Origin of the sequence: Butyrivibrio sp. YAB3001 (genome assembly GCF_900112195.1) — a bacterium.
In the GTDB taxonomy this organism is placed as follows: Bacteria; Bacillota; Clostridia; order Lachnospirales; family Lachnospiraceae; genus Butyrivibrio.
On record NZ_FOKR01000002.1, the window covers coordinates 466,747 to 480,062 of the forward strand.

Consider the following 13,316-nt stretch of genomic DNA (forward strand, 5'->3'; position numbering starts at 1 on the left):
CTGTTATCTTATGAATATAGGTTAACATTTCATTTATCACAGAAGTGTCACTAACATGGAAAAAGAAGAAAAGCTTTTGAAACATAGAAAAATGCAGCCCTTCTGAGCTGCATTTTTTATTACTTACTTTCAGTAATCTTAACCTTTTCTCCAAGTCCCATTTTCTGGAACAGCTTAGTATAAGCAGTTTTCTTATTCTTTGGAACTGTAATGGTTGTCGTTTTTGCAATTCCTGTAAATGCACCGTCAGAAATTGAATCTTTGCTCATAGTTACGCTCTTTATTGTTATAGTCTTAAGCTTAGCGCAATTTCCTACAAACGCTTTTCCAAGATTACTTGCCTTATTAGGAAGTGACAATGCCTTAAGTGAAGCACATCCGTTGAAAGCATTATTGCCAATGCTAGTCACATTTGCACCCACAACTACAGATGTAAGGCATGCACAATCCATAAACGCTTCACTTCCTATCTTGTTTATGTTTTTCCCCATTTTAATAGTAGTTACAACCTTATTACCTTTAAAAGCATTATCCGCTATTTCTGTTACTCTGTAGGTAACTCCTTCATAAACAATAGTTGTAGGAATGGTAATACTTTTGGCATTCTTCGCAGTGCTTTTTGCATATTTTACAGTAGGATTCTTTTTATTTGCAGAAACCACAATATACTTTGCTTTTGAACTACTGTCAGTAATTGTTGTTCCAACTTTCTTAAGTCCATACTTAGGATCTTTAGCCCACTTGGCAACAAGTTCCAGAGTTTCAATATCATTGTTCTTAAGATCACCCTTTAATACTTTTATCGCTGCACCGTCATTTACTGCATAAGCTGTACCACCTATTTCATACTTCCAACCTTTAAATATATATCCGGTTTTAACAAAAGTATTTTGAGGAAGTGTCTTTGCTTTATCCGCGTTTGCAGAAATATTTTTCATCTTTCCGCTGGTTGCGCCATTACCATTAAAAGTAATGTTATATTTTGAATAATCCTTCTCCCACTGAGCTATAAGCTTAATCTTCTCTATATCATTACGCTTAAGTGCTTTTTCTGGGATGTTTATGGTAGACGCATCCTTAACTGTATATGAAACACCTCCAATAAAATATTTCCATCCAATAAATCTGCACTTTTGTTTAACAAAAGAATTCTTTGGCAAAGTTTTAGAAGTTCCTGCTGCTGAAATGATATTTTTCATTTTTCCATTGGTCGCACCATTACCATCGAATACAATAGTATAATTGGAATAATCTTTTTCCCATTGAGCAATGAGGGTGATTGCTTGTACATCATAACTTCTGACCATATCATCCGAAATACATATTATATCGCCATCGTATGCTGTATATACGTTTCCACCTATATCATACTTCCAGTTTTTAAATTTACATCCCGTTTTCACAAATGAGTTACTAGGAAGTTCATACTCTGCATTAGCATAAATATCAAAATCATTCATACTTCCACTTGTAGCACCATTACCATTAAACGTTAGCGTACACTGTGGGGTGTCTACTTCCCACGCTGCAACAAGTTTAACTGTATCAACTTCGTATTGAATAAAAGCGTACTTAGGTATATTTATTGTAGTAGTCCCCGTTGAGTGAAAATATGTATCATTTCCAATATAAATAAGCCATTGTGAAAATCTATATCCTTGCTTTTTAAATGAATTCTCAGGTAAATCTTGGTCTTTACCAACCATACATCTTACATCATTCATTGTTCCGCTTGTAGCACCATTACCATCAAAAGTAACTGTATAGTACGCTTCTAATTTTTTATCGACTTTTACTGCAGTTCCTTTTCCTAAAACAAGAATAGATTCAGTAACATCTTTTATATTACACCATGAATAGTCATCATTATCATATCCCGAATCAAGCAATAATAATGTCGAAGAATTATTAATAATTTTGTCAAGATTTTTAAAATATCGCTTTATCCATGATGATTTATAAGAGACATCAAATATAAGGTCATCTGATAATACCATTGTTCTTACCATATCTGAATAATCCGAAAGTCCAGATTCAATATCTAGATAACCATTTCCTGACAAAGTCATCACTCCATCAGCATCGATTTCATACAGAATATCCCCTGCAAAACCACGAAGTGTTCCTTCCTTATCGATTGCCCATAAGCTTCCATTAAACACATCATCCAAATTCAGCTTACTCACAAGCGATTCTGAAATCCCTACATTTTTCAGTTTACTACAATGACCAAAAGCATTTTTTCCAATTACTTTTACTTTATCTGGAATATTGATTGTTTCAAGGCTTCCGCATCTATAAAATGCAGCATTATTTATTATCGAAACAGAATCCGGTATATTAATCTTTTCCAAACAATGGCAATTTTGAAAAGCACCGACAGAAATGCTACTCAGCGGACCCAGAATTGTAATTTCTTTTACGCTTTTGCAATAGCAAAATGCATTCTTACCTATAGCAACCACTGATTTAGGAATAATAACACTCTCTAAACTATCACAGTGAAAAAAAGCATTTTCACCAATAGAAGTAACAGTATCAGAAATCGATACCTTTCTCACTGCTTTTGCATCATAGAAAACTCCACTCTCTATTGAAGTCAGCCCTTCTTCAATAATTATGCTTTTAATACCTGATTTGTACTTTTCAATTTTTAAATCTGATATCTTGCCTTTTCCACTAATGACCAATGTCCCATCACCATACATAGTCCATGTATTAACGCTATCCCCATTAGTCAAGGTCTTCGTCTCAATCACATTAGAAGCCTTTGCATCCATTTTCATCACAAAAAGAAAAAAGAATAGTAATATGATTGACATAAAGTAATATCTGGTTTTCACAAAAATGCTCCTTCTCACATAAATATTGTTACTTCTTTTATCATTATTCTTGTAAAATTGCTCATTAGCCATCATTGGAGTTATTTCAACAATCTTCTGTACAGCCTTTGGTATCACATGAGCATTCATTTTTCGCATCAAATAGTATCACATATACACCCAAAATAATCTATCCATAAATGATAGAAATGCTATCATTTAATCATTTTTATTTCACTTTCACATTCTTATTATGGAAAACATATTTCAGAATAAAGCATCTACTATGAATAAATATAGAGAACCACCAACTTCTAGTTGATAAAAGTTGGTGGTTCTCTATTATATTCATTGAACTAATTTTATAACAACACTTATTACTGCCATTCTATATTGTTATTCTAAGCATCCCCCCGTTCCATCAAATCTTCCATTCTTATATGAAGGACTTTGCTTAATTTCAAAAGATTTATCGCGCTGGTTTTGTTTATATCACGCTGCCTCTGCTCAAACATCTGGATTTGCCTTAGTGGGACACCTGATTCTTCGGCAAGCTCACTTTGTGACAATCCAGCATTTGTTCGATACCTCTTAAGCGCAGTGTCCGGATATGCTTCCTTCATTTTTTCATCAGCCAGCGATACAAACTTTAAAATATCCATTTCATGATAAACCGGATATAATTTCAGAATATAATCTATACCAATCGCACTTAATATATCCGAAAATTTGTAATCCCTTAACCACTGATAATAAGCAAGTGACCATCCCGCCCAGTATTCAGGGCTTCTATCAATATACATCACATCCTCAGGAAGCTCTTTTTTATAGCCCGACTCCTTCAATACCACTTTAGCAAGTTCCGGCCCTGTCATACCGGCAACATATCTTGGATTACCAATCTCAAATTGCTTAGAACAAGGTGCCATACAAAACCTAGAGGCTATATCCCGCGGAGAAAAATTCGCTTCATTTATCGCAAAATCAAACATATGCCCCAATATATTCTGAGCACTTTCAACATATAGTTCACTGTATGCGCGGATCTCCATTTGTTATCCCTTCTCTCATGATATACAGTATGTAAAACTCTTCCTCTTACATTTAGATTTAAGAAAAATGCAGCCCGCTCCGAGCTGCATTTCTACCACATTCATATTATTATGTTTTAAACAATTCCCTCAAACAACAATTTATCGCCAATATGTATTTCTTCAACTCCTGTTTTCTTGTTTTTATTGAAGTTAAAGCTAAGCATATATCCTGTACTTAGTCCGAAATAGTCCAGATAGCCTAAAACTTGCTTCTCACCTTCTTCATTGTAGCGTTCACCGTGCCATATCTTGAGCTCAATAATATAGCGTTTACCGTTGTAATGAATGACTATATCCATGCGCTTTCTGTTTCTGGTCTGTTCTTCTATGCTGAAAGTGCCAACACCATTGATGATAGGCGAGAGATATGTGAGAAACTTTTCTCTTCCCTCTTCTTCAATGAATTTCTTTTCAGCCTGTTCATCGTTAAGATTTCTTATATACTTCTGAGTCTCGATAAAGCGTTCCATAATAAGAGGAACATTCAATTCACCATTCTTAATAAACTCTGGCTTGTGGTCAAGGGCGTCACCACGCATTTCCTCTGAAAATCTGCTTTCACCAATAAAATAGTTATACAAGCGCATTTCAAAAATCTTATTAGCAACAGCCACAGTATTATGATCATTGATAATGAATCCATACATGCGCAGCTGCTTCTGGTCATCATCATCTGGCCTGTGGGCAATAGTTTCTCCGGTCATAAGGATTTGCCTAAGTTCATCTCTAAGTCCCGGCATGTTTCTGATTTTTCCCATAATGGAATCAAACAAAGTATTGTCTTCAGATATTATTGCCTTAGCAGCCTGGGCTACACCATCAGGTGTCCACGCCTCAGATAAAGAGCTAAACTTCTCCGGAACAAAATGCTCATCAATAATCTGGCATATACGACTTACCAAAAACGGATAACCGTTAGTATAATCTCTAATTTCCCTGGCAATCACATCAGGCTTCATCCCGGTATGATGATCAGCTTCATACTCATCAAGCATAGCCCTGATGCCCTCTTCTGAAAGGCTCATATCTATAGTAAAATCTGCTGCGATGTTCCATGGACTGTTTTCTTTTGAGTTACTATCTTCTCGTATCTTGGATTTTAAATGTTTAACATCTGTAACACCTGCAAGAATAACTGACTGGAATGTTTTGATTCCTTTGGTGTCCCTTGAAATATATCCATCGCGTAGCTGTGACAAAAAATCAAGAAATACCTGATTATTAGTAGCGCTGTCAACTTCATCAATAATAAGAACCACAGATGTCTCTGATTTCGTTAGCCACCTCTTAAAGATTCGAAACAGATCATCCATTTTCACCTTGTCCTGTTCGGAGGCATTAAGCTCTTTTAGCGCATCTACAGTATCTTCAGGTATCAAAACATTCTCAAACTCATAAGCATCAAGCACGATACGAGCCATAGCCTGAGAAAAAAAAGCACCATTTGCAAATGCATCGTTATCAATGCTCTGAAAATCCAACGACAAAACTGTATAATCCTTATCCAGAACCCTTTTTAGTTGATTAAGAGTGGTTGTCTTTCCATACTGCCTGGGACGGCTGATTGTAAAGTATTTACCATCGTCAACCATTTTTCTGATTTCATCAACTTTTTTAGTAATATCAACCATATAATGTTTAGAAGGCACGCATACCGCCGCAGTATTAAAACTCTTCATATAAAAAGAACTCTCTCATGAATCAAGTTTTCTAAAAAAATCATTATAAGTTATTTATACTATTCCCCATAATTCATGTTATTGAATTTGCAGGTTTGATTCTTATAGCTCCAGCATCTCCAGCTCATTCTTTTCACAAGAATACTTATAAATCTTGTTTGAGAGCATGGTATCAGGAAATGCCTTATTTGTTGCTTTTAGCGAACGAAGAATTTCTCTTGGATCACAGGTTCCAACTTTGTGGAGTCTTGCTTCTTCTACAGCGGTGAAGACAACATAGTAATCGCTGTTTCCGAATAGAGATGCTATTCTCTCTTTAACGCCATTGTAAAAGAATCCCAGTGCTCCATTTTCATGCCTTGTGCAAGTAAGTAGGGGAACCTGTCTATCTTCGATTGATGTAATATTTGAACCGATTGCCATAAATATTCCTGCGTTTGGATTCTTATTTACATCATGAGGATCAAGGAAAAGTCTTGGCGGGAATTTCATGTTTGAATTAACAAGCGCATAATCCATAACCTCTTCTGCTGTCTTATTCCATGTTGTAAGCAGAGACTTTGGAACCTTTGCACTTCCAAGGTCATGTTCTGTTTCTCTGACAAGCACATAGAGAACAAGGGCAATATCACCAATTCTCTTATATATCTTATCCATAAGATTTGAACGATTCTGAGTAAAATTGATTGGACGCAAGATAAGATTATCCTTTATAACCTCATATTCTTCCATGTGCTGGAGTACGTCTCTATTTGCCTGATCTGACATTTGTATATTTGTATCTATGATTTCTTTAACATAATCCCAGCCTGATTCATTATATGAATCATAAAGATATTTCATCTCAAAGCGGCAGACGCCTGTGGTATCATTTTCTTCTTTTGTTATGACAAGGAAATCGCCCTTGATGCAATCTGATTCTTCGCCATAATATTTGATATTTGTCTGTCTGATAAGTTCAGCTTCGCTCTCATCTGCTGCCGTATAGCCTTCATCAAAAAATCTATGCTCCCAGCCCTCGGCATATTCTCCTGTTTCTACTTTTTCCTTAAGCTCTTCGTAAAATTCCTCGTACGTCATATTTCCTCCTAAAATAACGATAATTCTTTCTCTTACCATATATACGCGGCAGATACCGTAAACATCTATGTAACGTAATAATGTAATTGTCCAAAGTGATGTCTTGAATTGTTACGCACAATGCGCTCACACAATCCTGCGTAATGCTTACTATAACATATCAGGAAATAATCTGTACAGTTTCAGAAGAAATCAGAATTTGAATGCAGAATAACAACATAGCACTTTATTGGCACAATCATACAGTAATATGATATAAATACGTTTGTACTATCTTAAACAACGCATTTATTCATATTTATAGTTATGCATAAATATCATGCTTTATAGATAATTCACAAGATTCCCCATAGCCCAGTCAGCACACGCCATGCCCATTGCAAAGAAGGTCATAATGATAAGTAAAAATATCGCTGCTTTGTCGTACACAATCTTGTCTGTTCTGATATTTGAAATTAGAAGTTCTATTCCAAGTCCGATTATTATAACCGGCCACAATTTGAATATCATCTCATAACTTATAATTCCAAAGAACATATGCATAAGAAATGCAATGCCTGCCACAATCAATGAAATACCGGTGGTTATGGAGCCAACTCTATGTACTCTGATAGTGTTTTCCATAGCTTAGGCCTCCTTCGAATTGTCTTTTTCTGTAAAAGCATTAGTAGCTACCACATCGGCAACATTCTGGGAATTACTAAGCTCTTTCTTTTTCCCATTTACAAGAATGACACCTGCTGCAATAAGTGCAATCGCAATAACAACATTTGGAACACTGTTGATGAGCTGGTATGTCTCTCCCCAGATTGATTCAGGAATTAGTTTGTAAATTACATCTGTTACATAGGACCAAAGGATGCTGGCTCCGATAAGGATGAGTGCAACTGAAGCAACAAGCCTTAATTTATCGCTGGAGATTTTAATTGATCCGGTAGAGTCAAATTCTTCCCAAACGTACATATCCTTGTAGTGCGCAAAAGATTCATCATCCATCTTTGCAACATTTCTTGCATGGAAAAAAGCGTAAAACCACACTACTGCAATTACTGCCAAAAGGAAATCAAATGCTGTAATTGCCAAAAGACCGCAGGCTCCGAAAAATATTGCCATCATGCTCACACCATTTTTCATAAATCCCAGATACATCTCTGCTGCTCCCGGGCAAAAAGAAAAAATAAAAGTAAAAAATCTGTTCTTCTTTGTAGGTTTCATAATATGTTCTCCCTTATCATCTCAACTATCGATTCTATTTTCGGCAACAATTCTCTGTTTTCACGTTCTTGTAAAACTTCTTCTCTGGATCTTATCTCTGTATGCGACAGCACTTCTTCCCTGTCAGGAACTGCGTTATCCCACTTAATAAAAGGCGAGATTGTCAAAATCAGGATTGCTGCAGCTATAGCGCCAAAGACCTTTGCGCAGTACAATGAATATTCAACCACGCCGCTATTTGCTGTACGTACTAGCGGAACTATCTTCATGTTGCCAGGCTGTTTATTCTGAAGCTTTTCTTTTTCATCTATGTAACTTAGAATGTCTGCTTCAAGATTTTCAGGGGCTTTTGCCATTGCATCAGCTTCAACTGACTCAATAAGCTTATTAAGTTCTTCATCTGAAAAGTATTCGTAGTCCTTACTCATGCCAGCAGATCCTCCTTTCTTACAGTTTTCCTGAGCATATCCCTTGCTCTGTAAATTCTGGTCTGGACTGTTTTTATCGGTATCTTTTCTTTTTCTGAGATAGCCTTAGCAGTCATTCCCTTGACGAAGTACATTTTTGCAATTTCCGCATATCCTTCCGGAAGCTCCCGGCATTTTCTTTCAACCTGACTAAGAACATCCTTAGTTGTAAAAAGATTTAGCGGCCCTTCCGTTGAATCCTTCAACTGGATAATTTCCTCCTCCATGGTAGGAGTAGTTCTCCTTTCAGCAGCCTTTAGATAGTCAATGCACTTATTACTTGCTATCCTGCAAAGCCAAGCTTTTTCTGAGCTGCCATCAAATTCGTTTAAATGCTCATATGCAGAAATGAAAGTTTCCTGAGTGATATCCTCCGCGGTAAAATAATCCCCAGTCAACTTAAGGCACACAGAGAAAACCAGATTCTTGTACTTGTTCATCAGTTCTATTAACTTTTCTCTTGAATCCGTTTTTCTCACCTCCTGCTTATGCCTTTCATTTTCTGATGAAGACTAATCTTCCTGACCTGAACTATTACCACGCTTAACTCTAGTAATTTTTCTCATATTCTGTCTGAAAATATTTCCTTCATCATCTAATATAACGATTCTGGAATATAATTGTCTTCAAATTTTTCAAATTTTTTCAAAAATAATAAAAAAAAGAAAAGAAAAAAGACAACCCTGTTTTCCCGGAACAAAAAAACAAGATTGTCTCTAAGAATTTCTTTTGCTGTGCTCTCAATCATTTATAACTCTTTTAAGTATCCTGCCATTTACAGCAGATATCTCATATTCGTACTCGACAAATCCAATACGAAATTCCACTTCATAAATTTTCTCTTCATCATCCTTTTCTGACATTGCATAAATCGCATCATCCTTAGTATATCCCGCATCTGCCATAGCAATTTCAATTGCCTTGTCAGAACTTATCTCAGTATTCTTACCTGTCTCTGTACTGATCATCTTAATCTGCTGATTGTAGTATTTATCTGCTGCATAAGCAGTGAAAGGAACTGAAGCTATAGAAACAAACACTGTTGCGATTGCCATAACAGGAACAATAATCTTCTTTATCATAATGTAATCCTCGCTTGTGATTTATTTGATATAAAAAGATTATCATTCCCAATATCACATATTTGTCACAAATGCATTTTATTTCATACCGTTATTATTCCAAGTTTATTCTTGCTTCTAATTCCATCGACAACTGATAACAACGCAGCAGATTTAAATTTTAGCAAGCATATAGTCGAGTTAGTATAAAACAGCTGCACTATAATCAGTTTAAATAGTTCTTCACTCCAAAGGATTCATAAACGCATTTCCTGAAATCAGTTAAGCTTTCAAATACGCCATCCGATATCATCTGCGCTCCGATGTTTCCGATTGCTGTAGCCTCACCGGGGCCTGCATTGACTCTTCTTTTTGTTTCTTTTGCCGTAAGACAGTTTAGGTATTCTGCATTAGAGCCACCACCTACAATGTTGATGCTGTCAAAATGTTTGCCGGTAATTGCTTCTATTTCGCAAGCAGCATCTTTGTAGCATACAGCAAGGCTTCGGTATATAACTCTTGATATCTCCCAGGGAGTTTCAGGTATAGGCTGTCCAGATTCTTCACACGCATTCTGAATTTCTTTTACCATGGAATCAGGATTTAAAAATCTCGAATCATTGGCATCAACAAGCGACTCTATCGTTTCCTCTTCTGCTCTCTTACAGAGATTGGAAAAAGAAAAATCATCATTCTCTTTCTTTCCATCGAAATCATACCCCTGCTCAAATTCTTTTTTCACAGACTGGATCATCCAAAGGCCCATGATGTTTTTGAGGAATCTGTACCTTTTCTGATATCCGCCTTCATTGGTAAAATTGGCTTTCCTAGCCTCCTCAGAACAGTTTGCTTCTGCAAGTTCACATCCCATAAGTGACCATGTTCCCGAAGAAATATATAATGTATTTTCGTCAGTGCAAGGCACACTCATAACCGCAGAACCTGTATCATGCGTTGCAGGAAGAACCACCTTGCAGTTAAATCCAACCTTTTCTTCTACGCTCTTTTTTAGCTGTCCCACTGTAGTTCCCGGCATGGATAACTCTCCAAATAGTTCATCCGGAAATCCCAAAAGCTCTATCAGTTCATGATCCCAGTCGGCCGTTTTTGCATTGAGTAGCTGCGTTGTTGATGCATTCGTATATTCCTGCTTGCGCACCCCTGTTAAAAGAAAATGAAAATAGTCGGGAACCATTAGAAGTGTTCTTGCTTTAGTCAAAGTCTCAGGAGTCTTTTGCTTTATAGCCATGAGCTGGTAAATTGTGTTAAAAACAGCTTTTTGAATGCCTGTCCTTGCATAAAGGTCTTTTTCCGAAATAATCCTGTAGACTTCAGCTTCCATCCCTTCTGTTCTGCCATCCCTGTAAGCCACGCAATCGCCAATAAGCTTGTCATCCTTATCCAGAAGCACAAAGTCAACACCCCAGGTATCAATTCCCATGGAATAAGGAATTTTTCCAAGTTCTTTACATTTTTTCATTCCCTCAAGGATTTCAGAAAAAAGCCTTTCCGTATTCCAGACCTTATGCCCGTCCTTATCATCCATGCCATTATAAAAACGGTAAACTTCTTCAAGTACAATTCTGCCCTCTTGCATATGAGCAAGGATATGTCTTCCCGAAGAAGCACCAATATCAATCGCCAAGTAGTATTTCATATGTTCCACGCCTCACTGATTAGTCGCCACTTTTAATACTCACCAATAGTTCGATTTTTCTTTTCATAAAGAAAATCTTCGCTTATATTAACTCCAAAGGGCTCATTTAATGCTCTGAAATCATCAGGTTCTATGGTCTGACGTTTTCTGTCTGTCATAGACATAACCTTCACCAGAATCTCTGCTGCTTTTTCAACTGTATGCATAAGACCAAAGGTAATATCAAAATCAGTTCCGCAGGCAAACATTCCGTGATGAGCCCAAATAGCAACATCCTGTCTCTTCATGATCTCGGAAGTTGCAACCGCAATTTCTCTTCCACCGGGAACCATCCACGGAACCACGCCAATTCCCTCAGGAAATACTATTGGGCACTCTGTTGCCATCTCCCATATTTCTCTTGTAAAGATCTTACCATCGAGAGGAAGCACAAAAGTAAGGGCGATTGTATTTGCCGGATGGCAATGATATACAACTCTTATGTTCTCATCGCGCTTTTTGCACACTTCAAGATTCATAAGATGTGAAGGAAGCTCTGATGTTGGGCGTCCGCCTTCCACAAGTCCCCACACGATCTTGTACTTTTCGCCTGTATCGTCTAACTTGATAATGCATACATTTGCAGCAGGATCAATCTCAACATTTCTAAAATACTTCCCTGATCCTGTTACCATGAAATATTCTCCGGCAAGTTCTTTTACGGTTGTACCTATCTCTTTCCATTCGGAAGCTTCATCAAGTTCTTCCTTTACAGCTTCAATTTCCTCACTCTTAATTCTATAGCTAAGGTTTCCGCCGTTTCTCTCATGCCATCCCTGATAAAAACCATCAACGCACAGACGGCAGAATCCTTGTGCAAATTTTGAATCCAAAACTTTCATTATAGCTATCTCCTTCATGCTTATATCTATATTTATGATGCAAAACTCAAACGTAATGTCACGTATTGTTCCACTCAATACGCTCCTACAATCCTATGTATTTTTATGCTCTCTTTGAAAGAACCTCTTTCTCATACTTTGCGCAATCTGCAAACCATTCATCCTCAGGCAGAACACCATTTTTCTCACAGTAATAATCCCAAACATCACCAAATGGCATCATCTTGATTCTCTCGTTAAGTGACATAAGTTCTGTAAAGTTGCCGCTATCCTGAAGTCTGGTAAGCACATCCATAGGCTGCAATTCTGCATACATAAGAGCCTTTAAGAAGTTCCTCATGCCATTGGTCCAGGCAGAAATACGGTTGATGCTCGCATCGAAATAATCCATTCCGATATAAAATCTGTCCGCGCCATTTCTTACAATTTCCTGTGCAAGGTCTCTTGCTTCATCATTAAAAAGAACTACATGATCAGAATCCCATCTAACAGGACGTGATACATGAAGCGCCATCTTATCATAGAAAAGAAGCATCGAAGAAAGCTTGTCAGCCACATTTTCAGTAGGATGGAAATGTCCGGTATCAATAAGGCACATAACATTATTCTTGGCAGCATAGTTCATATAAAACTCATGACTTCCAACTGTATAGGATTCCGCGCCAATTCCAAACACCTTGGATTCTACTGCAATTGCAACCTTTGACTTATCATATGGAATAGAAAGAATCTGATCCAGTGAATCCTTAAGTCTTGCTCTTGGAGCTTTTCTGTCTCCGGGAATATCCTTAAGTCCATCCGGAATCCAGATATTCATCATACATGTCTGCCCTGTCTGCTCTGCAAAATATTCTGATATTCTGATGCATGCCTGTCCATGTCTTATCCAAAACTGCCTGATATCTTCATCAGCTGATGAAAGTGTAGCTACCTCTGACTTGGGATGACTAAAGTATGTTGGATTAAAATCAATTCCAAGTCCTCTTTCTTTGGCAAACTCTGCCCACTTCTCAAAATGCTCAGGTTTAAGCTCATCTCTGTCAGCCCATTCACCATCTTTAAATATCGCATAAGAAGCATGAAGATTTATTTTATGTTTTCCGGGAACATAGGATAATGTTTTATCGATATCCTCCATCAGTTCCTCGGGAGTTGTCGCTTTATATGGATAATTACCTGTTGTCTGAATACCTCCTGTAAGCGGTCCCTTTTGATCAAAGCCAATTACATCATCGCCCTGCCAGCAGTGCATTGAAAGTTTAATCTCTTTAAGTGCATCAAGCGCCTTATCAGTATCAACTCCAATTTTTGCATATCGCATTTTCGCTTCTTCGTATCTTTCTTGTACTGTCATGTCATA

General features: G+C 37.2%; 12 protein-coding genes. All 12 read right to left on the bottom strand.

Annotated elements, in window-relative coordinates; translation table 11 throughout:
- Positions 1-119: 119 nt before the first annotated feature.
- The 12 genes from BM086_RS02005 to BM086_RS02060 all read right to left on the bottom strand — a co-directional run bounded on the left by BM086_RS02005 (position 120) and on the right by BM086_RS02060 (position 13,310).
- A complete protein-coding gene (locus BM086_RS02005) occupies positions 120-2,981 on the bottom strand; it encodes a leucine-rich repeat protein (protein WP_092322630.1) in 2,862 nt (953 codons plus the stop codon).
- 242 nt (positions 2,982-3,223) lie between these two features.
- Positions 3,224-3,874 carry a helix-turn-helix domain-containing protein gene (locus BM086_RS02010; protein WP_092322633.1) on the bottom strand — a complete coding sequence of 217 codons (651 nt, stop codon included), beginning with the start codon at positions 3,872-3,874 and terminating at the stop codon, positions 3,224-3,226.
- A gap of 116 nt (positions 3,875-3,990) precedes the next feature.
- Complete coding sequence (locus BM086_RS02015) at positions 3,991-5,595, bottom strand: AAA-like domain-containing protein (RefSeq protein ID WP_092322636.1); 1,605 nt, start codon at positions 5,593-5,595, stop codon at positions 3,991-3,993.
- A gap of 102 nt (positions 5,596-5,697) precedes the next feature.
- On the bottom strand, positions 5,698-6,675 hold the full coding sequence (locus tag BM086_RS02020; protein ID WP_092322637.1) for a DUF5688 family protein: 978 nt from the start codon (positions 6,673-6,675) through the stop codon (positions 5,698-5,700).
- 324 nt (positions 6,676-6,999) lie between these two features.
- Entirely contained in the window at positions 7,000-7,299 is a 300-nt protein-coding gene (locus BM086_RS02025) for a LiaI-LiaF-like domain-containing protein (protein ID WP_092322639.1), read from the bottom strand.
- 3 nt (positions 7,300-7,302) lie between these two features.
- Positions 7,303-7,890, bottom strand: a complete 588-nt coding sequence (locus BM086_RS02030) for a hypothetical protein (RefSeq protein WP_092322642.1) — start codon at positions 7,888-7,890, stop codon at positions 7,303-7,305.
- On the bottom strand, positions 7,887-8,318 hold the full coding sequence (locus tag BM086_RS02035; RefSeq protein WP_092322645.1) for a hypothetical protein: 432 nt from the start codon (positions 8,316-8,318) through the stop codon (positions 7,887-7,889). The genes BM086_RS02030 and BM086_RS02035 overlap by 4 nt, the downstream gene beginning before the upstream one ends.
- The gene (locus tag BM086_RS02040; RefSeq protein WP_092322647.1) at positions 8,315-8,836 is read right to left on the bottom strand and encodes an RNA polymerase sigma factor; all 522 of its coding nucleotides are present in this window, start codon (positions 8,834-8,836) and stop codon (positions 8,315-8,317) included. Before BM086_RS02040 ends, BM086_RS02035 begins: the two co-directional genes overlap by 4 nt.
- Positions 8,837-9,097: 261 nt before the next feature.
- Complete coding sequence (locus BM086_RS02045; protein ID WP_092322650.1) at positions 9,098-9,439, bottom strand: PepSY domain-containing protein; 342 nt, start codon at positions 9,437-9,439, stop codon at positions 9,098-9,100.
- 205 nt (positions 9,440-9,644) lie between these two features.
- Entirely contained in the window at positions 9,645-11,075 is a 1,431-nt protein-coding gene (gene rhaB, locus BM086_RS02050) for a rhamnulokinase (protein ID WP_092322653.1), read from the bottom strand.
- A 32-nt stretch (positions 11,076-11,107) separates the two neighbouring features.
- On the bottom strand, positions 11,108-11,956 hold the full coding sequence (rhaD, locus tag BM086_RS02055; RefSeq protein ID WP_092322655.1) for a rhamnulose-1-phosphate aldolase: 849 nt from the start codon (positions 11,954-11,956) through the stop codon (positions 11,108-11,110).
- Positions 11,957-12,059: 103 nt separating this feature from the next.
- The gene (locus tag BM086_RS02060) at positions 12,060-13,310 is read right to left on the bottom strand and encodes an L-rhamnose isomerase (protein WP_092322659.1); all 1,251 of its coding nucleotides are present in this window, start codon (positions 13,308-13,310) and stop codon (positions 12,060-12,062) included.
- Positions 13,311-13,316 lie beyond the last annotated feature (6 nt).